Here is a 21173-nt window from a genome sequence, read left to right on the forward strand (position 1 = left end):
CCCTGAACTCCCCCTGAACAGCGGGCTATCCTCTGGCCCGCCAACTCGGCAGAATACCGCCCATGACTCCTTTACCCGCTTGCTGCACCCCACTCGACGCCCATTGGTCGCTGCCCGAACCCTTGCCGGGCACGGTGTTGCTCAGCACTCGCTTCGACCCGACCTTACTGGCCGAGGGCGATTTCCAGCGCAGCGCCGTGCCGCCACCGCCGAGCATCCAGCGCTCAGTGGCCAAGCGCCAGGCCGAGTTCCTTGCCGGCCGCTTGTGCGCCCGTGCCGCGTTGCAGCAGCTGGATCAGCTCGATTGCATCCCGGCCATCGGCGAAGACCGTGCCCCCGTGTGGCCTGGGCATATCAGCGGCTCCATCACCCACAGCACCGGGCATGCCGCAGCGATTGTCGGGCACAAGGCGCAGTGGCGCGGGCTGGGGATGGACCTGGAGAACGTGATGCCGCTGGAGCGCGCCGAACGGCTGGCGGGCGAAATCCTCACCGCCGATGAACTCAAGCGCATGGCGCATGTGCCGCGCGAGCAGGTTGCGTTGCTGGTGACGCTAACGTTTTCGGCCAAGGAGAGCTTGTTCAAGGCGCTGTATCCGATTGTGCAGAAGCGCTTTTATTTTGAACACGCCGAGGTGGTGCAGTGGGATGAGTCAGGGGCTGTGCGGTTACGCTTGCTGACGGACCTGTCCAGCGAGTGGTGTTATGGCAAGGAGTTGGTGGGGCAGTTTGTGCTGGCGGATGGGCAGTTGTTGAGCCTGGTGGCGGTCGGCGCCTGATAGACCGCTTTCGCGAGCAAGCCCGCTCCCACATTTGAATGCATTCCCCTACTGGAACTCGGTCGAGTGTGGGAGCGGGCTTGCTCGCGAAAGCGGCCTCAAGGTTTCTCCTGATCCCTGGGCCAACTCAAGCTGAAACAAGCCCCACCCAGGTTGTTGCTCTTGCCGATCAACGCCCGCCCGCCATGCCAGTAGATGATCCGCCGCACGATCGACAACCCCAGCCCATGCCCACCGGAAGCACGGGTGCGGCTGTCATCCAAGCGCAGGAACGGCGTGAAGATGCGCTCCCAGGCGCTTTCCGGCACACCCGGTCCGTCATCCTCCACATCGATGCGGCAACGCACCTGGCCCACCTGGTAACTGATCAGCACCTGCCCCTGGGCGTGACGCATGGCGTTGCTCACCAGGTTTTGCAGGGCGCGGTGCAGGTAGCGCGGCTCGGCGTCGACCCAGGCGTCGTCCCAATGCGCCGAGGACAGGCAAATGCCACGGGCGACCGAGACTTGCGGGCGCAGTGGCGATAATTCGCCGATCACCTGATCGAGCAAGGCGTTGAGGTCGACACGCTGGAAATTCAGCTCCGGCGCGCCCTGTTCCAGGCGGGCATAGGTGAGCATTTCATCGACCAGGCCATCGAGATCCTGGATGTCACTGTCCATGCCCTCCAGGTATTTGTGTCGAGCCTCGGGCGTGGTGGCATCGCCCACCATCTCCAGGCCGAAGCGCAGGCGCGCCACCGGGGTGCGCAGTTCGTGGGACACCGCGCGCACCAGTTCGCGCTGGATCGCCAGCAATTGCTGCAAGTGCTCGGCCATGCCATTAAAGGCGGCAGCCAGGCGCCCCACCGAGTCGGCGCCACGGGCCGGCACGCGCACCTCCAGGCTGCCTTTGGCGATCCGTGTGGCGGCGGCTTCCAGGCCGCGCAAGCGGCGCTCCAACTGGCGCACCAATAGATAGACGATCAAACCGATCAGGGTCAGGCCGATCAACGCGATCAGGATCAGCCATTGCGCCGGGTACGGGTTCATCTGATACAGCGGGCCGATTTCCAACACCCACGGCGTACCAACCATGCCGGCGAACACGCGGATCGAATCACCGCCCTTGCCAAGGGCCATCACCGTATCGCCTTCTGATACGCGGCGGCGCTGGTCGTCGTCCATATCGGTCTGGTCAAGGGCCATCAGGTGCATCTCGAAGCCAAAACCCTTGGCTTCCTTTATGTCCGCCAGGCGTTGCGGCTGTTCGGCGACCGGAAAACGCACCAGTTCGTCGGCCAGCAGGTAAATGGTCGCCCGGGCCAATTGCTCGCTGATCTGCTGCACTTCGCCGGTCAGCACCAGGGATTCGCGCTCGCTGACCAGGCGCAACACGCGCGCCGCATGGGGGCCGGTCTGCTGCACCAGCACCTGGCCGCGCTGCAGGCGATTGCGTTGGCTGAGGTCCAACTGCGCGTCGCTGAGGCTGCGCAACTCCAGGGGAATACCGAGCAAGCGCTCCCACACCGCCAGGGCGCGCTGGCGCTCGATGGCGCTCATGGGTTGCAGGTTATCGCCCATCAGGGCGAACGTGCCGTGGGCCAGGCGCTCGCGGTACTGGCCGCTGCGCACTTCGTTGAGCAGGTGCAGGGCGAGTACGCCGAGCAGCGCCACCAGGATCAGCGCCGCGCACATGCCGCCGTAGATGCGCAGGAAGATCGAGTTCACAGCGGCATATCGGCAGCGGCTTCGGGGACGAACAGATAGCCTTTGCTGCGGATGGTCTTGATCAGGCGCGGGTGGATCGGGTCATCGCCTATTTTCGGGCGGATGCGCGAGATACGCACATCTATGGAGCGGTCCTGGCCGTCGTAGCCGATGCCGCGCAGGGCGATAAAGATTTCTTCGCGAGACAGAATGCGCCCGGCATTCGCCACCAATAGCCATAACAGGTCGAATTCGGCGCTGGTCAGCTCGATGCCGCCGTCATGCAGCCAGGCTTCGCGCAGGGCGTTGTCCACCACCAACGGGCCGAATTGCAGGCGGCGCTGGTTTTCGACGATGGCCGCTTCGGCCGGTTCGCTGCGCCGCAGCAGGGCCTGGATGCGCGCCAACAAGAGGCGTGGACGCACGGGTTTGCACACGTAGTCGTCGGCGCCCATGTCCAGGCCGAGCACCTGGTCCATGTCGTCGGTACGCGCGGTGAGCATCAGGATCACGCCGTCGTAGCGCTCACGCACCTTGCGGCAGATGCTCAGGCCGTCTTCGCCGGGGAGCATGAGGTCGAGGATCACCAGGTCAGGTTGTTCGGCAACGATACGCGCCGCGGCCAGGGCACCGTCGCTTTCCACCGATACGCGCAGGCCGTTGCTTTCCAGGTAATCACGGGTCAACTCGGCCAATCGCTCGTCGTCCTCGACGATCAGTATCTGCCAGGCTTCTTGCTCCACGGGCGGTCCTCGTTGTTATTAGACATTCTTCTTACCCAGGGATATCTGCATGTGGGAGCGGGCTTGCCCGCGAAAGCGCAGTGTCAGTCACCGAATCTGTTGCTGATACATCGCCTTCGCGGGCAAGCCCGCTCCCACAGTTTGATTTCCATCGGTCATACCCTGTTTGTCATGTTTCAGAGGCATAACAAAAGCCGATTGTAGCCATGCTCACGGCCTGTAGCACAAGGCGGGAAATCCATTCGGTGATCGCGATATTTTGTGATAGGGTTCGCGCCCTTCGAAAACGGCCCAGCTGTTTTAGGTCGGAAATATTTCATGACAAACGGTGCAACGCAGCAGTAATGCGGCCTACACACACATTCAGCCTTTCATACACATTTTACCCACAGCGTTATCCACAGGTTACTGCGTTGCCAACCCTTCCGAAACGCATTATCTTGTACCTCGGCGACACAGCAGACCCTATATGTAGGGTTTTTGCGCAAAGCGCCCAACCACACAAGTGGTTCGATATTCAAGGGTTTTATTGCTAGCGCAGTAGGGAACCAACCGATTTTTCAGTAGACCAAACCGCTCACGCGGATGGCAGCTGTTTCCCATCCCCGATATGGAAAACGGTACGGGTGTTGCAGGAAAAGCCTGGCACTCGCAATCAAATATAGAACGCGGAGACAACCCCCCATGCAAACCGACACAACTCGCGAGAACCCGCAAGGCTCCGTGCCGCAGGCCGCTGATTCGAACCAGGATCTGTCCGCCACTGCACCAGGCCAATTGCGCGTGATCAAGCGTAACGGCACTGTCGTTCCTTACACCGATGACAAAATCACCGTCGCCATCACCAAAGCGTTCCTTGCAGTTGAAGGCGGCACCGCTGCTGCCTCGTCGCGCATCCACGACACCGTTGCCCGCCTGACCGAACAAGTCACCGCGACCTTCAAGCGTCGCATGCCGTCGGGCGGCACCATCCATATCGAAGAAATCCAGGACCAGGTCGAACTGGCCCTGATGCGTGCCGGCGAACAGAAAGTCGCCCGCGACTACGTGATCTACCGTGACGCCCGCTCCAAGGAACGCGCTGTCCGCACCCCGGCCGAAGACGCCGCGGTACAAGCTCACCCATCGATCCGCATCACCCTGGCCGACGGCACGTTTGCACCGCTGGACCTGGGCCGCCTGAACACCATCGTGACCGAGGCCTGCGAAGGCCTGGAAGAAGTCGACGGTGACCTGATCCAGCGCGAAACCCTGAAGAACCTGTACGACGGCGTAGCCCTGACCGACGTCAACACCGCCCTGGTGATGACCGCCCGTACCCTGGTTGAACGTGAGCCGAACTACTCGTTCGTGACCGCGCGCCTGCTGATGGACACCCTGCGTGCCGAAGGCCTGGGCTTCCTCGGCGTGGCCGACAGCGCGACCCACCACGAGATGGCCGACCTGTACGCCAAGGCCCTGCCGGCCTACATCGCCAAGGGTATCGAATTCGAATTGCTCAACCCGGTCCTGGCCAGCTTCGACCTGGAAAAACTCGGCAAGGCGATCAACCACGAGCGTGACCAGCAGTTCACCTACCTGGGCCTGCAAACCCTGTACGACCGTTACTTCATCCACAAGGACGGTATCCGCTTCGAACTGCCACAAGTGTTCTTCATGCGCGTGGCCATGGGCCTGGCGATCGAAGAGAAGCACAAAGAAGACCGTGCCATCGAGTTCTACAACCTGCTGTCGTCCTTCGACTACATGTCGTCGACCCCGACCCTGTTCAACGCCGGCACCCTGCGTCCACAGCTGTCCAGCTGCTACCTGACCACCGTGCCGGATGACCTGTCGGGCATCTACCACGCGATCCACGACAACGCCATGTTGTCCAAATTCGCCGGCGGCCTGGGCAACGACTGGACACCGGTGCGTGCGCTGGGTTCGTACATCAAGGGCACCAACGGCAAGTCCCAGGGCGTTGTACCGTTCCTGAAAGTGGTGAACGACACCGCCGTTGCGGTTAACCAGGGCGGCAAGCGCAAAGGCGCTGTGTGTGCCTACCTGGAAACCTGGCACATGGACATTGAAGAGTTCATCGAGCTGCGCAAGAACACCGGTGATGATCGTCGTCGTACCCACGACATGAACACCGCCAACTGGATCCCTGACCTGTTCATGAAGCGTGTCTTCGACGACGGCCAGTGGACCCTGTTCTCGCCATCCGAAGTGCCGGACCTGCACGACCTGACCGGCAAGGCCTTCGAAGAGCGCTACGAGTACTACGAAGCCCTGGCCCAGTACCCAGGCAAGATCAAGCTGTTCAAGACCATCCAGGCCAAAGACCTGTGGCGCAAGATGCTGTCCATGCTGTTCGAAACCGGTCACCCATGGCTGACCTTCAAAGACCCGTGCAACCTGCGCAGCCCGCAGCAGCACGTGGGCGTGGTCCACAGTTCAAACCTGTGCACCGAGATCACCTTGAACACCAACAAGGACGAGATCGCCGTTTGCAACCTGGGCTCGATCAACCTGCCGAACCACATCGTCAACGGCAAGCTGGACACCGCCAAGCTGGAACGTACCGTCAACACCGCAGTGCGCATGCTCGATAACGTGATCGACATCAACTACTACTCGGTGCCACAGGCGCAGAACTCCAACTTCAAGCACCGTCCGGTCGGCCTGGGCATCATGGGCTTCCAGGACGCTTTGTACCTGCAGCACATTCCTTACGGTTCGGATGCTGCGGTCGAGTTCGCCGACAAGTCCATGGAAGCGGTCAGCTACTACGCGATCCAGGCTTCCTGCGACCTGGCCGACGAGCGCGGTGCCTACGAGACGTTCCAGGGTTCGCTGTGGTCCAAGGGCATCCTGCCGCTGGATTCGCAACAGATCCTGATCGAGCAACGTGGCCAGAAGTACATCGACGTTGACCTGAACGAATCCCTGGACTGGGCGCCGGTACGTGCCCGCGTGCAGAAAGGCATTCGTAACTCCAACATCATGGCCATCGCGCCGACCGCGACCATCGCCAACATCACCGGCGTATCGCAGTCGATCGAACCGACCTACCAGAACCTGTATGTGAAATCGAACCTGTCGGGCGAATTCACCGTGATCAACCCGTACCTGGTTCGCGACCTCAAGGCCCGCGGCCTGTGGGACTCGGTGATGATCAACGACCTGAAGTACTACGACGGCTCCGTGCAGCAGATCGAGCGCATCCCGCAAGAACTCAAAGAGCTCTACGCGACCGCTTTCGAAGTGGACACCAAGTGGATCGTTGACGCCGCCAGCCGTCGTCAAAAGTGGATCGACCAGGCCCAGTCCCTGAACCTGTACATCGCCGGCGCATCGGGCAAGAAGCTGGACGTAACCTACCGCATGGCGTGGTACCGTGGCCTGAAAACCACTTACTACCTCCGTGCCCTGGCTGCGACCAGCACCGAGAAGTCGACCATCAACACCGGCAAGCTGAACGCTGTTTCCAGCGGCAACCACGGTGATGATTCGGTGCTCGCTGCCCCTGCCGGCCCGGCACCAGTGCCAAAAGCCTGCGCGATTGACGAGCCAGATTGCGAAGCCTGCCAATAAGCTGAGGCGATCCCGGGCGGAATGCCCGGGATTGATAAACCCGATAAACCCCGACTGCATAGGGTTTATCGGGTTTTTTGTTAAGCGCTGCAGTCAGATCAATGCGTACGCGATTCCTTGCTGAGGTCTGCCTCCTTTTTGCCCCCACAACTCGATGTTCCCCCCAATAACAGCCATTGAGTGCAGGTTGTAGGCCACCACCCCTAGTTGACCATTCGCGAGCTCATTGCTCGATGTTCGACGGTAACGGCCTTTCAAACCAAGGCGGTCTAGCGCCTCATGGGGCATTTCACCGTTGTTCAGGCTTTCCATCGCATGTCGAAAGCTGCGCTTGGCATCGTTGGGATTGTCATCCAGACCATTACCCTCAATCTGCGCGCGCTTGGCACTTGCCGCATACAGAAAGTTGGCGTTGGTCAGCATTTCTGGATCATCCCCCTCAAAGCCCGCATATGCTGCCGCCTCCCGCAATTCACTTTTGGACAACTTAAGGTTGAAGCCATCCTTCATCGTGACGTTATAGCCGTCGCCCGTATCAATGACCTTGTCGAAGATGTCCTGAGGGTTCTTGCCGAACTTCATCATCGCCGCCTTGATAGCTGAAACAGTCACACAGCTTCCATTGAACCCCTGCCTGAAACCACTCCAGATGTTACCAGCCCCGAACTCTGTACTGGGTTTCTCCCCCGGTGTACCGGTGTTGGTCTTGTAGTCGTAGAAGCCAGCCCCCTTGCTGGGCTTTACATTGGACATCGGCTTCGAGCCACCAAAGTCATCTCGGTTGACACCACCGCCACCGCCACCTCCACCTCCACCGCCACCGCCACCGCCACCGCCACCGCCACCCCCACCGTTATCAATCGGTGGAGGTGGTGATCCGTCGTCTGGAAACAGGTCCGGGAACAACGCCTTCAAGAAAGCGAGCCAAGCCTCAGAAGCATTCTTCTTCAGTTGTTCGATGATCTCTTTGAACTTTTCCTCGCCGAGCTTCTTTCGCAGCTCATTGAGTTTGTCGCGCAAGTCCTGCTCGAGCTGAGTCTTGGACGTCTTCTGGGCGTCCTCCAACTCCTTGAGCAGGTTCGAAACGGTGTCTTTATCGGTATCGACCTTCTGCGTATCGTCGGTCTTGTCCTGGCTTTTTTTAAAACCGCCCGCATTGTTATGGCCGCTTAATCCCCCCCATGACACCTGGGCCGGCACGTTGACTCCAAACATATACCCCTCTCCCCCAGATGAATCCTTGTTGGCTTCATAGGTGGTAAAAAGGGCGTAATCCGTTCCAGCTTAAACCGCGTCAAAAATCGGATCTTCTGACGGGGAAAAGCCAGTGCAATGCAAGAAATACCTGCAAAAAAAAACCCCTCATCGAGGGGTTTTTCTTCACCATTTACAGGTCAGCATCACGTCATCTGAATGATGGTCTGCATGATGGTGCTCTGGGTGGAGATCGTCTTGGCGTTCGCCTGATAGTTGCTCTGGGCCTTGATCAGGTCCACCAGCTCATTGGTCAGGTTGACGTTGGAGTTCTCCAGGGAGTTGGCCACGATCGAACCCAGGGTGCCGGTTTGCGGGGCGTCGTAACCCGGCTGGCCCGATGCGAAGGTCTCTCTCCAGGTGGTGCCGCCCGATGGCTGCAGGCCCTGTTCGTTGTTGAAGCTGGCCAGGGAGATCTGGCCGATGGCCTTGCTCTGCTGGTTGCTGAACGTGGCGAACAGTACGCCGCTGCCGTCGATTTTCAAGCCAGTGATCTGGCCGGTGGCGTAGCCGTCGGTGACCGGCGGGTTACGGTAGCTGGCGGAGTTGTACTGGGTAATGTTGCCCATGTTGACGGCGATCCCGTCAGGGTTGGCTTTAGCACCGTTTTTCTGCCACAAGCCGTTGACCATGCCGCCTGGAACCCAGTCGTCAACGGTCATTGTGGTGCCAGCGACATTCGGCGCAACAATAGTCTTGAGTTTGCCGGCTTCGTCAAAGGTCAGCGTCGACGCGACAGGCGCCGTCACGCCGAATGGGTCGGAACCGCTGATGGCAGTACCGTCAGGGTTGCGGCCGTCGATCAAGGTGTAGGACTTCCAGACGTTGGAGCCCGTCTTGACCATGTACTGCACCATCGAGTGGGCGTTGCCCTGGGTATCGTAAAGCGTGGTGGAGTACTGGGTGTTGAAGCTGTCGGTCTTGGTAGGATCAAACGGGTGTGCCGTCTGGTCGATCGGCAGGTCCGACGAATTCAGGTTACTGGTGGAATCCACCTTGGTGGACGCCTTTGGCGGCAGGCTCGACAGGTTCAGTTGCAGGTCGACCAGGCCACCCTTGACGATCTTGCCATTGTCATCCGCCGCATAGCCTTGCAGGCGCGAGGTGCCAGTGTTGTTGGTGATGTAACCATCTTTGTCGGCACGGAAGGCGCCGCTACGGGTGTATTCCAGCGAGCCGTCGCTGCCCTTCTGTACGAAGAAGCCGCCGCCCTGGATCGCCATGTCCAGCACGCCGCCGCTGTTGTTGACGTCACCCTGGGTGAACTGCTGGGACACCGCCGCCAGGTTCACCCCGTTGCCGATGCTGTTCTGGCCGGTACCCAGTTTGGACGCGGCGTAGATGTCCGCGAATTCCGCACGGGACGATTTGAAGCCAGTGGTCGCGACGTTGGCGATGTTGTTGCCGGTCACGTCCAGTTGTTTGTTGGCCGCATAGAGGCCGCTAAGGCCGATGTTAAAAGACATGCTTCTCTCCCTTTCTGCCGTATTTAGCCGGCTCTATGTACCGATAGTCTGAATTTGCGACAGCTTGACGCTGCCCATGCCGCCCGCCAGGTTCAGCAGCATTTCGCCGCCGGTCTTGCTCAGGGTCACGCTGGTGACCGTGGCTGGCAGCGAAGTGCTCAAGGCAACGGCGTCGCCCTTGTCGTTCTTGGTGGTGGCCGCGAAGGTGTAGGTGCCCGCTGGAGCAACCTCGCCCTTTTCGTTCTTGCCATCCCAGATAAAGTCGGAAGTGCCGGCACTCTGGGCGCCCATGTCGATGGTGCGTACCACGTTGCCGTCTTTGTCGGTGATCTTGATGGAGACGTTGCCCACCGCCGAAGTCACCGCGACCGAACCGGTCATGCTCTTGCTCGTATCCACCAGGGCCTTGTCGGTCTGGGTGATGATCGAACGCCCCACCAGCGACGAAGCCTGCAGCGCTTGCGACGAGCTGAAGTTGCTGGAGATCGCATTCACCGAGTCGTTCAGCGTGTTGATGCCTTCCAGGCTGCTGAACTGCGCCAGCTGGGCCACGAACGCGCCGTTGTCCTGAGGCGACAGCGGGTTCTGGTTCTTCAGCTGAGTCACCAGCAATTGCAGGAATGCATCCTTGCCCAGGGACTGGTTGCCCGTGGCAGCGGTGGCAGCGCTCGCAACATTGTTGGTGGCAGTGTTGACCTTCGTGTTGAAAAGGTTCTGCACCGCTGTATTGGTTGATGTTGTATCAACGATAGCCATTATTCGGCGCCCCTTATCACTGACCCAGGGTCAGGACCTTTTGCATCATGGTTTTGGCGGTGTTCATCATTTCCGCGTTGGTCTGGAACGAGCGACTGGCGGAAATCATGTCAGCCATTTCCTCGACCACGTTGACGTTGGGGTAGTACACGTAACCCTTTTCGTTCGCGGCAGGGTGGTTGGGTTCGTAGCGGGCTTCGAGGTTGCTCTGGTCTTCGACCACGCCCAACACCTGCACGCCGGAACCTGCGGCACCCTGCTCCTGGAACAGCGAGTCGCTGCCGCCGTTCTGACCGGCCTGGAACATGGTGGCGAACACTGGGTGGCGGGCGCGGTAGGTCTGGTCAATGCTCGACGACACGGTTTCGGCGTTGGCGATGTTACTGGCGACGGTGTTCAGACGCGTGGTCTGGGCGCTCATGCCACTACCGGCAATATTGAAAACACTGGACAGGGACATGGCTTACTCTCCACGCAGGGCTGACATCAGCCCTTTGAATTTGCTGTTGAGCAGGGTGAAGCTGGCCTGGAAGTTCACCGAGTTCTCGGCGTAGGCCGATTGCTCCAGCTGGGCGTCGACGGTGTTCTGGTCGATCGACGGCTGCATCGGCGTGCGATACAGCAGCGACTCGTCCCCACTGCTCAGGCCTTGCGCTTCGATATGACGGTTGTTGGTCATGTTCAAAGCGAAGGTGCCGTTCTTGTTCTTGTCCTGCTGTGCGGCGAGCACGGCGGAGAAGTCCAGGTCCCGAGCCTTGTAGTTCGGGGTATCGGCGTTGGCAATGTTGTTGGCCAGGACTTCGGCACGCTGGGCGCGGAAGCCCAGGGCTTGTTCGTGGATACCGAGCGCTTTATCGAAGCTGATGCTCATGGCGGAAACCTTTAGGCTGACCTGCTTTTCGTTAACAGGGTTATAGCAAGGTGTGTGCCAATTCTTCGAAGGCCCGTGTTTCAGGGCTTTGCGGGGAAGTTGCCGGGCGGCAATGCCAGAAAAGCGGCAATGGGTTTCCGCGTGGTGCCAGTAAAGCGGCAATGGGGTTTGCCGCTATTGAGAGGATTGCCGCAAAAACAACTGTGGGAGCTGGTTTGTGTGGGAGCTGGCTTGCCTGCGATGCAGACACCTCGGTACTTCAGTGATACAGAGGTGATGCTATCGCAGGCAAGCCAGCTCCCACACAAGCCTGGCTCCCACGTTTTTGATGCTTACTTGGCCTGGTAGATGATACCCGGGCTGCACTGCACCATCTGGTAGTGATCCGGCAGACCGTTCAACGCCTCGGAAGCACCAAGGAACAAATAGCCGCCACGCTTGAGCGTGCCATGGATGCGCAACAGGATGTCTTTCTTCACTTCGGCCGAGAAGTAGATCAGCACGTTGCGGCAGAACACCATGTCGAACTTGCCCAGGCTGGCGTAGCTGTCGAGCAGGTTGAACGAGCGAAACTCCACCCGGTTCTTGATCGGCGCCTTGACCGCCCAACGTCCTGCCCCTTTCGGCTCGAAGTAACGTTGCAGGCGCTCCTGGGACAAGCCACGGCCCAGCGCCAGGCTGTCGTATTCGCCGGTCTTGCAGTTGGTGAGCATGGTGCCGGACAAGTCGGTGGCGACGATCTGCGCACCGGCCTTGAGCTGGCCCATGTTGGTCCGTTCGAACTCATCGATGGACATCGAGATCGAATACGGTTCCTGCCCCGAGGAGCAGGCCGCCGACCAGATGCGCAAGCGCTGGCCCGGGCTGGCCTTGATGGCCTCCGGAAGCACTTTGCTCTTGAGCACTTCAAACGGGTAGGTATCACGAAACCACAGGGTTTCGTTGGTGGTCATGGCATCGACCACCATTTCCTTGAGCCCGCTGCGCGGCTGGCCCTGGATACGCTGCACCAACTCACCCAGGGATTTGATGCCCTGCTGTTCCATCAGTTTGTTGAGACGGCTGGATACCAGGTACTGCTTGTTTTCACCGAGCAATATGCCACAGGCTTTTTCCAGGAAGACCCGGAACTGTTCGAAATCCAAATTACCCGTAGACAATGATACCGCCTCTTAAATCGTGTGACCGCCAGGGGCAAATGCCCCTAGCCGTGATCTGCTGCCTTGATCCGGTCGACTACCCGGTTTGCCAGGTCATCAGGGCGGAATTTGGCCAGGAAGTCATCGGCACCGACTTTCTTGACCATCGCCTGATTGAATACGCCTGACAATGAAGTATGCAGGATGATATGCAATTTTTGCATGCGTGGATCGTTGCGGATCTCGGCCGTGAGGGTGTATCCGTCCATTTCCGGCATCTCGATGTCGGAAATCATCATCAAGAACTCTTCTTCCGGCTTCTTGCCGTCATCCACCAGCTTGCGCAGGTAATCCAGAGCCTGGCGGCCGTCATTGAGCGCCACCACCTCAACACCGATGGTTTCCAGGCAACGGGTCACCTGTTTGCGCGCCACCGACGAGTCGTCCACCGTCAGCACACGCAGCGAAATTGCCTTGTGTGCGGTTTCAGCGTCGACCACACCCACCGAAATCGATTCCGAGGTCGGCGCCACTTCGGCGAGGATCTTCTCCACGTCGATGATTTCCACCAACTGGTTATCGACCCGCGTCACCGCCGTGAGGTAGTGATCGCGGCCGGTGCCCTTGGGTGGTGGATGGATCTCTTCCCAGTTCATGTTGACGATGCGCTCCACCGAGCGCACCAGGAACCCCTGGGTCTTGGTGTTGTACTCGGTAATGATCACGAACGGGCTTTCGCGGTCCTGCAAACCGGACGAACCAGTGGCGAGGGCCAGGTCAAGAATCGGGATGGTCGCACCACGGATGTTGGCGACGCCACACACCACCGGGCTGGACTTGGGCATGATCGTCAGCTTGGGACATTGCAGCACCTCCCGCACCTTGAATACGTTGATGCCATATAGCTGTTTGCCATCCAGGCGAAAAAGCAACAACTCCAGGCGATTCTGCCCTACCAGCTGTGTGCGCTGGTTTACTGAATCCATTACTCCTGCCATGCCCAGACTCCTACGCTAAAACCTTTGAGGGTGCGACGCGCACCCAACTCTAAACGGCACGAGCTTTGCTAATTATTGGCTATGGATATTAAAACGACAGTTTCCCGACGCCTTCAATTACCACGGTACAGCAGATTGCTCTGCGTCTCGCTGGCATTGTTCGCCCTGGGCCTCAACAGCGCGGCCCGCGCGGACAACGTCACCTTGCCTGATCTACTTATCGGCGTCACTCAGGGGTTTCTTGAGTTCACTGTAGAAGATTATCTGGCAACCACACAGACACCGGGGCGTTATGAAATCCAAGTCAACCCATTGGACCCGCGTTTGCGCATGCCAATGTGCGACAAGGAATTGACAGCCACCCTGGAAAGCCCCGCCCAGCCCATTGGTCGCGTGACGGTCAAAGTGCGCTGCGAAGGCGCGTCACCCTGGACGGTGTTCGTGCCGGCGCAGGTCAAACTGTTCCGCGATGTGGTGGTGGTCGCCCGCCCGCTGAAGCGCACCGGCATCATCGGTCTAGACGATGTTGTACTGCGTGAACGCGACATCAGCCTGATCAGCCAGGGCTACCTCACCTCCGTGGACCAGGCCGTCGGGCAGAAATTGACCCGACCAGTGGTCACCGATCAGGTCATTACCCTGGTGCATCTGGAGCAGGCCGAGGTAATTCGCAAAGGTGATCAGGTGGTTATTTCCGCGAGCAGCGGTGCGTTGCAGGTGAAAATGCCAGGGGAAGCGCTGTCCAACGGCGGCATGAGCGAACAGATACGGGTAAAGAACCTCAACTCCAATCGAGTGATCAAGGCGCGGGTGACAGCCCCGGGGCAAGTCGAAGTGGCTTTATAGATCACTGGTATCGGGCGCCGGCTTTTTCTACACTGTGCGTCAGACGTCAGCGCGCGCAGGTTTATTGTCAATCGAGCCTAAAGTTTGTCCGGGTATGGCCGAAAACATGGCAAGCGTCCAAATACCCAGAGGTTTTTTTATCATGGTCATCGATTTCAGCCGTTTAAACAGTACCCAGGCTTTGCCCGGCTCTACGCGCACCAGCGGTGCCAAGGACAGCGTAGAAGCCAAGTCGCAACCGCTGCCCGCCAAGGCAGAACAGGTTGGCGCCAGCCAAAGCGGGGAATCCGTACACCTGAGCAATGAGGCTCAACAGTTGCAGAAGGTCACTGACTCGCTGCGCGATCAGCCGATTGTCAATAAGGCCCGCGTGGCCGAATTGAAACAAGCAATCGCCGATGGCAGCTACAAAGTCGACAGCAACCGTGTAGCCAGCAAGCTGCTTAACTTCGAAGCCGAGCGCTAGGCAAAGGCCTGCGCCGGGCTTTTGGACGCTTAAACCCCAAGGCCAGCCATGCACCACGACGAAAACCTGCTTCAACTGATCATTGATGATCTGGCGCCGACGCAACATTTGCTCGAGCTGCTAAAAGAAGAATCCCTGGCCCTCTATGGCCGGGACATGCCCCTGCTGGAAGAAATCCTGGCACGCAAGCAGTCGTTGATCGTGCTGCTGGAACAACACGGCAAGAAACGCAGTGAAATTCTCCTCAGCCTGGGCCTGCCCGCTGACCACGACGGCCTCGCACAATTGGCCAGTCACTCCTCCGTCGGCGACCAGTTGCTGGCGCAGAGCAAAGAACTCAATCAATTGCTCGCCCAATGCCAGGAAGCCAACCTGCTCAACGGTCAGTCGATCCAACTTCAGCAAGCCACGACCGCCAACCAGTTGCGTATACTCCATGGCGGTGAGCCTCCAGCCTTGTACAACGCCCAAGGCTCCACCTCACGCCTGGTCAAGCCAAGCACCCGCAGCCAAGCCTGACGCCGGTTTACAGCGCGCCCTATCCAAGGCGCGCCACATACTGGCAAAATGCCGGTTCTTGCGTGTAGTCGTATTTTGTCTGGAGATGGAAGAACCGTGTTCAACGCCCTTAATGCGGAAGATGCACCGCAGCCACCCAAGGTACTCACTACGCCCCTGGAAATTGTCGGCACCTTGCGGATGCTGCAAGAAAGCCACGACCCGCTGATCATCACCTTCCACGAACGCAGCCAGCGCTTCCAAAGCTATCTGGTGGACGTCGACCGGGACAAAAAGACCCTGGCACTGGACGAAATGATTCCGCGCGATGGCGAGCGCTTCCTCGAAAGCGGCGAACCGTTTCGCATCGAAGGTTTCCACGAAGGCGTGCGCGTCGCCTGGGAAAGCAACGGCACCTACACCATCAGTGAAAAAGACGGCCACCGTATCTACACCGGCAGCATGCCGGACGAGGTGGTCTACCATCAGCGCCGCAATGCCTTTCGCGCCGCGCTGAAGCTGGCACAACTGGTAAACATCGAGCTGGGCGGCGAGAAACTCAAGGCGCCGGTCAGCGGCAAGCTGCTGGACATCTCCGCCACTGGCTGCAAATTGCGTTTTGAAGGCGACATCTCCGAGCGCCTGCAACTGGGCCAGGTCTATGACCGCTTTATCGCCGCCCTGCCCTTCGGCAGCATGACCACCTCCGTCGAACTGCGTTACCTGCACTTCGAAGAGAAGATCAACACCACCTTCGCTGGCGTGCGCTTCCACAACATGAGTGGCCTGGTACAACGCCAGGTCGAACGATTTGTGTACCAACTGCAACGTGAAGCACGGCGTTTTGACAAAGACGACGACTTTTAAGCCTTAACACATGCAGCAAAAAAAACGGGCAGATCCTGATGGGATCTGCCCGTTTTTGCATTCAGGGGCGTGCCCTGCTCAAGTCATGGGGATGCTCTTCGGGGCCCAAGGGCTCCGGTGGCCCTTCGAAGGCAGGCTCTTCAACCGCTGGCTGTGCATCGGCTTCAGTCTCGACCTCAGGCTCTTGCGGCACAGCGGTCTGCATCTGCTCTTGCACCACCTGTTCATCGACCCGTGGGTCCAGCGCCGCCACCAGCGGCGAACTGGACATGCTGTCGGGCATGGCCACGTGATGCAGCGGCGCATCGTCCACCTGATGCAGATTGGTCACCGCCTTCGGCCGGATGCGCCACACCAGGATCAACGCACACAGGCTGAAGAACGCGTACAGCATTTGGCTGCCGAACAGCTTCATCACCACACCGGCCAGCAACGGCCCGATACTGGCACCCACGCCGTAGGTCACCAGCAGCATCGCGGTGAGCGAGACGCGGCGATCACCTTCCACGTGGTCATTGGAGAACGCCACAGCCAGCGGATACAGACAGAACTGCACCAGGGAACACGCGAACCCAGCCACGAACAGCACTTCCAACGGCACCTGGGTGAGCACCGCCAACGGCAACGCCGCCACCGCCAGGCACAGCGCGAAACAACGAATCAACAGGGCGCGATCATAGCGATCAGACAACCAGCCCAACGGCCACTGCACCACCAGACCGGCAAAAATGCAGCTACCCATGAACAGACCGACCTGCTCGGTGCTCAAGCCTTGCTGCGAGGCATACAGCGGCGCCAGGCCGTAGAACGAACCGACGATCAACCCCGCGCCCAGCACCGTACTCAGCGACTGCGGCACCCGCTTGATAAAGAAGCGCGGCTCCATCGGCGCCGGATGCAGCGGCGCCGGGTGAATCCGTCGGGTCATCGCCACCGGCACCAGGCACAGGGCAAAGCACAACGCGACCAACATCAGCAATTCGAGGCCGAGCTGGGGGTGCATCACCAGGATCAACTGACCCAGCACCAGCCCCAGGTAGGAGGCGATCATGTAGCCGCTGAACACTACACCGCGCTGCTTGGCGTCCGCCTGTTCATTCAGCCAACTCTCGATGACCATGTACTGGCACATCATCCCCAGGCCGACAATGACCCGCAGTACGATCCACGCCGGCAGCCAGTCAATCAGGCCATGCCCCAGCACTGCCGCGCCGACGATCCCGGCACAGGTGGCATACGCACGGATATGCCCGACCCGGGCAATCAGGCGATGCCCGATCTTGCCGCCCAGCACCAGGCCAAAGTAGTTGGCCGCCATCAGCGCACCGACCCACAGGCTGTCCACATGGTCGGCTGCCAGGCGCAAGGCCAGGTAAGTACTGAGCAGGCCGGAGCCGATCAGCATCATCAAAGAGGCGAAATAAAGGGCTCGAAAAGATTTCCAGATCTGGCGCATCGGCGTTCCGAGCGGCTCCTTGCGGTGAGAGACAGGGCTATCGGCATGATAGTCCTGGGTGGGCGGGTCCGGACAGGCGGCATATGCTGTTTCCGGGGATTATTTTGCTTAACCGTCAGACGCTGCCCGGCTGGCTGCAAGGTACATAGATCGTGATAAATACACCGCGCACCTGCTGTGAACCCTGAACAGCGTCAAGGTTCGACACATCTTTGAAAAGCACCCACAAAAAAGCCCCGCCAGAACAATCTGTGCGGGGCTTTGGATCTGGTGTCCCAGGGCCGGTTCGAACGGCCAACCTTCCCCTTAGGAGGGGGATGCTCTATCCAATTGAGCTACTGGGACCAATGACCGTCATCTCGCCAAGGGGCGGTGCGACGGACGGCGTGCATGTTAACGGCCGGGTTGGGTTTTGTCATGTCGTCTGTAGGCTTTTTGAGTGTAGGCCGCAGCTTACCGGGGTGGCTGCCGTTTGGTCCCGTGGAACCGGGCACTTGGTGCCATCGTGCAAAATGCATTACCCCAAAATGCCAGCATTGCAAATTGCAATAAAACAGCCCACCAAACTACACTTAAGTCACTGATTTTATTGAATTAAAACCTTGGCACGGGTTCTGCAATACCTCCCTTATAAAACCAACTCGGCCATGCCTGCTGCGGAGAACATGATTATGAACAGCGCCCTTCTGTTAGCTCTCAACACCGCAGCCCTGGCGGCATTGGTGGCCTTCCATTTCCAATCGAACACTAGCGACGACACCGCGCAGCTGCACCAGCCCGTGCCCCATCATTTGCAACAGCGTCCGCAACTGGCCGTGATGGCCGTAAAACCGCAATCCGACATTCACCTGACCCAGGGCACTCAAGCAGCGCCATCCGCCGAACACTGGGTTTTCTGAGGACGCCGCAATGAACAAGTCCGCCTGGCTGTTTCTTTGCCTGACCCTAGCCAGTGCCATCCTGGGACTGAATGCCAGCGCGCGGGACGTGCAATCCAGCGCATTTATCGCCAGCGGCGTGTTTGCCGGCATTCTGTTGCTGACCCTCATCGTGGGTCGCCGGATCAAATTCGACCCCGTACTGCGCTGACTCCCACCTACCTTATGTCGCCTCGTGCTAGTAAATCGGCAGATTGCCACTAGTCTTAAATTCAAGGGCAAAAGGCCACTTTGCTATACGATGTGCGCCCTAAAACCCTTTTGCGGCCGGGCTTTGCGCGATCATTACTGGATGAAATCCTTCGCCGAAAAGTTTTCCAACCAGTCCGCAAAAATGCAAATCAGTGCTGGCATTAAGCCTTTAGGCAGTTCAATATTTGTCACAGAATTGACGCCAAGGAACTGGCAAATCTGAGGCATGATGCGGCCTCTTTGCAATTCAGGTTGAACTTTGGTCGTGAGCCTTGTCTTAACACTCATCGCTTGCGGCCAATTCCAGAAACCGCTCCCCTGAACTAACCGGTTAAATATATGCGCCCATTGAAACAGGCAATTTATTCCAGCCGTACGGCTGACAAGTTCGTCGTACGTCTGCCAGACGGAATGCGGGAACGCATTGCCGAGGTGGCTCGCAATCATCACCGCAGCATGAACTCCGAAATCATCGCGCGCCTGGAGCAAAGCCTTATTCAGGAAGGTGCGTTGGGCGAAGAGTTGAGCATGCGCCTGGACAGCCCCGAGCTGTCACTGCACGAACGCGAACTGCTGCAGCGTTTTCGTCAGCTCTCCCACCGCCAGCAAAATGCTCTCGTCTCGCTTATCGCGCACGACGTTGAGGCGGCCGCAGAAGCCAATTGATCTGCACCTGAAAGCCGAAGCCAGCCATGTGCTGGCTTTTTTTTGCCCGGGATTTGAGAAGAGGATGCAGCAAGGGGGCAGAGCTGCCCCCATCGGGGTTGGATCAAAGCAGGAAGATCGTTGCCAACCCCAGGAAGATAAAGAAGCCACCACTGTCGGTCATCGCGGTGATCATCACACTGGCACCCATCGCAGGGTCACGTCCGAGGCGGGCCAGGGTCATGGGGATCAACACACCCATCAAGGCGGCCAGCAGCAGGTTGAGGGTCATGGCGGCCGTCATCACGACACCGAGCGACCAACTGCCGTAGAGCAAGTAAGCCACCACACCAATTACCCCACCCCACACAAGACCGTTGATCAAGCCAACCGCCAGCTCCTTGCGCAGCAAGCGCGATGAATTGGCGGTACTCACCTGATCCAGCGCCATGGCACGCACGATCATGGTAATCGTCTGGTTACCCGAGTTGCCGCCGATGCCGGCCACAATCGGCATCAGCGCCGCAAGGGCCACCAACTTCTCGATCGAGCCCTCGAACAACCCAATCACCCGCGACGCAATAAACGCGGTAATCAGGTTGATCGCCAACCACGCCCAACGGTTATGCAGTGAGCGCCAGACCGATGCAAAAATGTCTTCCTCTTCACGCAAACCCGCCATGTTGAGGACTTCGGTCTCACTTTCCTCACGAATCAAGTCGACCATTTCATCGATGGTCAAACGACCAATCAGCTTGCCGTTCTTGTCGACTACCGGCGCCGAGATCAAGTCGTAACGCTCGAACGCCTGGGCAGCCTCGTACGCATCTTCGTCCGGGTGAAAACTCACCGTGTCGCTGGCCATCAGGTCCGCAACTTTCTTGTCCGGATCATTGACCAGCAGACGCTTGATCGGCAGCACACCCTTGAGAATGCCTTCGTAGTCGACCACGAACAGTTTGTCGGTATGGCCAGGCAGCTCTTTCAGCCGGCGCAGGTAGCGCAGAACCACTTCCAGGCTGACGTCTTCGCGGATGGTGACCATCTCGAAGTCCATCAGCGCGCCGACCTGGTCCTCGTCATAGGACAGCGCGGAGCGCACTCGCTCACGTTGCTGGCCGTCGAGGGCCTCCATCAGCTCGTGCACGACGTCACGCGGCAGCTCGGGGGCCAAGTCAGCGAGTTCGTCGGCGTCCATCTCCTTGGCCGCAGCCAGGAGCTCGTGATCGTCCATGTCGGCGATCAGGGTTTCACGGACCGAGTCGGATACTTCGAGAAGGATGTCGCCGTCGCGGTCAGCCTTGACCAACTGCCAGAGGGTCAGTCGATCATCGAGCGGCAAGGCTTCGAGGATGTAAGCGACGTCGGCGGAGTGCAGATCATCGAGCTTGCGTTGCAACTCGACGAGGTTTTGGCGGTGGACCAGGTTTTCGACGCGGTCGTGGTTCGGACCTTCCTGGCGATGCGTAAGATCTTCGACCACACGCTGGCGCTGCAGCAGCTCGATGACTTGAGCCAGGCGATCCTGCAGGCTTTCTTGTGTTTTCTTTACTTCTACTTCGGTCATAGGCGAACTCCACTCCCAGCAGCGGGGCACGCCGGAAGGATCAATCAGTCAATTCATGATTGGTAAAACGGGGTACTGAGTAACTACTGGGTAAGTCCATGGAGGTATTCCACAAGCCCCGGCGGGGCTGACGGGCGCAATGATACACCGCCCGACCGCTTTAAACGTTAAAAAACTGGTAAGAACAAGCGCTTGCGAGCAAAAGCTGAGCAATGGCTGGATCTATGAACTGCGACGACGCTGCCCGAAAGGAAAACACATGACGTAGGAGAAAAGATAAAACCCGGGATCATTCCCACACAAACCCCAGACGGCAAAAAGCCCGCACTAGGCGGGCTTTTTGTTTGTATGGTGCACTCGACAGGATTCGAACCTGTGACCGCTCGGTTCGTAGCCGAGTACTCTATCCAGCTGAGCTACGAGTG

General features: G+C 58.9%; 20 protein-coding genes and 1 tRNA gene. 9 read left to right on the forward strand and 12 right to left on the reverse strand.

The features are described from left to right. Positions 1-62: 62 nt before the first annotated feature. Positions 63-779, forward strand: a complete 717-nt coding sequence (locus OPU96_RS16545) for a 4'-phosphopantetheinyl transferase family protein (protein ID WP_226457551.1) — start codon at positions 63-65, stop codon at positions 777-779. 98 nt (positions 780-877) lie between these two features. Here OPU96_RS16545 and OPU96_RS16550 read toward each other — a convergent pair whose 3' ends face one another. Together OPU96_RS16550 and OPU96_RS16555 are read right to left on the reverse strand one after the other, a co-directional pair. Further along, the gene (locus OPU96_RS16550; protein WP_226457550.1) at positions 878-2488 is read right to left on the reverse strand and encodes an ATP-binding protein; all 1611 of its coding nucleotides are present in this window, start codon (positions 2486-2488) and stop codon (positions 878-880) included. Then, positions 2485-3210, reverse strand: a complete 726-nt coding sequence (locus OPU96_RS16555; RefSeq protein ID WP_192300662.1) for a response regulator — start codon at positions 3208-3210, stop codon at positions 2485-2487. Before OPU96_RS16555 ends, OPU96_RS16550 begins: the two co-directional genes overlap by 4 nt. A gap of 684 nt (positions 3211-3894) precedes the next feature. Between OPU96_RS16555 and OPU96_RS16560 the strand changes: the two genes are divergently transcribed. Continuing rightward, positions 3895-6789, forward strand: coding sequence for a ribonucleoside-diphosphate reductase subunit alpha (locus OPU96_RS16560; protein ID WP_226457549.1), 2895 nt, complete (start codon positions 3895-3897; stop codon positions 6787-6789). A gap of 93 nt (positions 6790-6882) precedes the next feature. On the opposite strand, the gene OPU96_RS16565 is transcribed toward OPU96_RS16560, so the two are convergent. The 7 genes from OPU96_RS16565 to OPU96_RS16595 form a co-directional block, all read right to left on the reverse strand. Next, positions 6883-8004 (reverse strand): hypothetical protein, encoded by a 1122-nt coding sequence (locus tag OPU96_RS16565; RefSeq protein ID WP_498559374.1) that lies wholly within the window; start codon positions 8002-8004, stop codon positions 6883-6885. Between the two features lie 185 nt (positions 8005-8189). Beyond that, on the reverse strand, positions 8190-9509 hold the full coding sequence (flgE, locus tag OPU96_RS16570; protein WP_192300660.1) for a flagellar hook protein FlgE: 1320 nt from the start codon (positions 9507-9509) through the stop codon (positions 8190-8192). A gap of 33 nt (positions 9510-9542) precedes the next feature. Further along, entirely contained in the window at positions 9543-10265 is a 723-nt protein-coding gene (gene flgD / locus OPU96_RS16575; RefSeq protein ID WP_192300659.1) for a flagellar hook assembly protein FlgD, read from the reverse strand. 16 nt (positions 10266-10281) lie between these two features. Continuing rightward, complete coding sequence (gene flgC, locus OPU96_RS16580; RefSeq protein WP_192300658.1) at positions 10282-10725, reverse strand: flagellar basal body rod protein FlgC; 444 nt, start codon at positions 10723-10725, stop codon at positions 10282-10284. Positions 10726-10728: 3 nt separating this feature from the next. After that, positions 10729-11136: a flagellar basal body rod protein FlgB gene (flgB, locus tag OPU96_RS16585; RefSeq protein WP_159936855.1), complete on the reverse strand. Its 408-nt coding sequence runs from the start codon at positions 11134-11136 to the stop codon at positions 10729-10731. A gap of 332 nt (positions 11137-11468) precedes the next feature. After that, positions 11469-12296, reverse strand: coding sequence for a protein-glutamate O-methyltransferase CheR (gene cheR, locus OPU96_RS16590; protein WP_060756330.1), 828 nt, complete (start codon positions 12294-12296; stop codon positions 11469-11471). 44 nt (positions 12297-12340) lie between these two features. Then, positions 12341-13273 carry a chemotaxis protein CheV gene (locus tag OPU96_RS16595; protein ID WP_192300657.1) on the reverse strand — a complete coding sequence of 311 codons (933 nt, stop codon included), beginning with the start codon at positions 13271-13273 and terminating at the stop codon, positions 12341-12343. A gap of 81 nt (positions 13274-13354) precedes the next feature. On the opposite strand from OPU96_RS16595, the gene flgA reads away from it, so the two are divergent. The 4 genes from flgA to OPU96_RS16615 all read left to right on the forward strand — a co-directional run bounded on the left by flgA (position 13355) and on the right by OPU96_RS16615 (position 15950). Beyond that, positions 13355-14119, forward strand: coding sequence for a flagellar basal body P-ring formation chaperone FlgA (flgA, locus tag OPU96_RS16600; RefSeq protein ID WP_192300656.1), 765 nt, complete (start codon positions 13355-13357; stop codon positions 14117-14119). Between the two features lie 142 nt (positions 14120-14261). Next, on the forward strand, positions 14262-14585 hold the full coding sequence (flgM, locus tag OPU96_RS16605) for a flagellar biosynthesis anti-sigma factor FlgM (protein WP_226457568.1): 324 nt from the start codon (positions 14262-14264) through the stop codon (positions 14583-14585). Positions 14586-14633: 48 nt separating this feature from the next. Continuing rightward, positions 14634-15104: a flagella synthesis protein FlgN gene (locus OPU96_RS16610; protein WP_192300655.1), complete on the forward strand. Its 471-nt coding sequence runs from the start codon at positions 14634-14636 to the stop codon at positions 15102-15104. 96 nt (positions 15105-15200) lie between these two features. Then, positions 15201-15950, forward strand: coding sequence for a flagellar brake protein (locus tag OPU96_RS16615; protein WP_192300654.1), 750 nt, complete (start codon positions 15201-15203; stop codon positions 15948-15950). A 61-nt stretch (positions 15951-16011) separates the two neighbouring features. On the opposite strand, the gene OPU96_RS16620 is transcribed toward OPU96_RS16615, so the two are convergent. Then, positions 16012-17406 (reverse strand): MFS transporter, encoded by a 1395-nt coding sequence (locus OPU96_RS16620; RefSeq protein WP_498559375.1) that lies wholly within the window; start codon positions 17404-17406, stop codon positions 16012-16014. 268 nt (positions 17407-17674) lie between these two features. Next, a tRNA-Arg gene (locus tag OPU96_RS16625) sits at positions 17675-17751 on the reverse strand. 326 nt (positions 17752-18077) lie between these two features. Between OPU96_RS16625 and OPU96_RS16630 the strand changes: the two genes are divergently transcribed. The 3 genes from OPU96_RS16630 (at position 18078) to OPU96_RS16640 (ending at position 19202) form a co-directional block, all read left to right on the forward strand. Further along, positions 18078-18305: a hypothetical protein gene (locus tag OPU96_RS16630; RefSeq protein WP_226457545.1), complete on the forward strand. Its 228-nt coding sequence runs from the start codon at positions 18078-18080 to the stop codon at positions 18303-18305. A 10-nt stretch (positions 18306-18315) separates the two neighbouring features. Further along, on the forward strand, positions 18316-18495 hold the full coding sequence (locus OPU96_RS16635; RefSeq protein ID WP_226457544.1) for a PA3371 family protein: 180 nt from the start codon (positions 18316-18318) through the stop codon (positions 18493-18495). Between the two features lie 380 nt (positions 18496-18875). Continuing rightward, entirely contained in the window at positions 18876-19202 is a 327-nt protein-coding gene (locus OPU96_RS16640) for an Arc family DNA-binding protein (RefSeq protein WP_003193592.1), read from the forward strand. A gap of 103 nt (positions 19203-19305) precedes the next feature. Here the strand turns inward: OPU96_RS16640 and mgtE are convergent, their stop codons facing one another. Next, positions 19306-20748, reverse strand: coding sequence for a magnesium transporter (gene mgtE, locus OPU96_RS16645; RefSeq protein ID WP_192300650.1), 1443 nt, complete (start codon positions 20746-20748; stop codon positions 19306-19308). Positions 20749-21173 lie beyond the last annotated feature (425 nt).

It is taken from the genome of Pseudomonas sp. RP-B7 (genome assembly GCF_059803535.1).

What these genes read in the sequence shown, in the direction of transcription:
- OPU96_RS16565 (WP_498559374.1), bottom strand. Translation starts at nt 8,004, where the DNA reads ATGTTTGGAGTCAACGTGCCGGCCCAGGTGTCATGGGGGGGATTAAGC.
- OPU96_RS16610 (WP_192300655.1), top strand. Translation starts at nt 14,634, where the DNA reads ATGCACCACGACGAAAACCTGCTTCAACTGATCATTGATGATCTGGCG.
- flgB (WP_159936855.1), bottom strand. Translation starts at nt 11,136, where the DNA reads ATGAGCATCAGCTTCGATAAAGCGCTCGGTATCCACGAACAAGCCCTG.
- flgE (WP_192300660.1), bottom strand. Translation starts at nt 9,509, where the DNA reads ATGTCTTTTAACATCGGCCTTAGCGGCCTCTATGCGGCCAACAAACAA.
- OPU96_RS16635 (WP_226457544.1), top strand. Translation starts at nt 18,316, where the DNA reads ATGAACAAGTCCGCCTGGCTGTTTCTTTGCCTGACCCTAGCCAGTGCC.
- OPU96_RS16630 (WP_226457545.1), top strand. Translation starts at nt 18,078, where the DNA reads ATGAACAGCGCCCTTCTGTTAGCTCTCAACACCGCAGCCCTGGCGGCA.
- OPU96_RS16560 (WP_226457549.1), top strand. Translation starts at nt 3,895, where the DNA reads ATGCAAACCGACACAACTCGCGAGAACCCGCAAGGCTCCGTGCCGCAG.
- mgtE (WP_192300650.1), bottom strand. Translation starts at nt 20,748, where the DNA reads ATGACCGAAGTAGAAGTAAAGAAAACACAAGAAAGCCTGCAGGATCGC.
- OPU96_RS16640 (WP_003193592.1), top strand. Translation starts at nt 18,876, where the DNA reads ATGCGCCCATTGAAACAGGCAATTTATTCCAGCCGTACGGCTGACAAG.
- OPU96_RS16595 (WP_192300657.1), bottom strand. Translation starts at nt 13,273, where the DNA reads ATGGCAGGAGTAATGGATTCAGTAAACCAGCGCACACAGCTGGTAGGG.
- flgC (WP_192300658.1), bottom strand. Translation starts at nt 10,725, where the DNA reads ATGTCCCTGTCCAGTGTTTTCAATATTGCCGGTAGTGGCATGAGCGCC.
- flgA (WP_192300656.1), top strand. Translation starts at nt 13,355, where the DNA reads ATGGATATTAAAACGACAGTTTCCCGACGCCTTCAATTACCACGGTAC.
- flgD (WP_192300659.1), bottom strand. Translation starts at nt 10,265, where the DNA reads ATGGCTATCGTTGATACAACATCAACCAATACAGCGGTGCAGAACCTT.
- OPU96_RS16620 (WP_498559375.1), bottom strand. Translation starts at nt 17,406, where the DNA reads ATGCGCCAGATCTGGAAATCTTTTCGAGCCCTTTATTTCGCCTCTTTG.
- OPU96_RS16545 (WP_226457551.1), top strand. Translation starts at nt 63, where the DNA reads ATGACTCCTTTACCCGCTTGCTGCACCCCACTCGACGCCCATTGGTCG.
- flgM (WP_226457568.1), top strand. Translation starts at nt 14,262, where the DNA reads ATGGTCATCGATTTCAGCCGTTTAAACAGTACCCAGGCTTTGCCCGGC.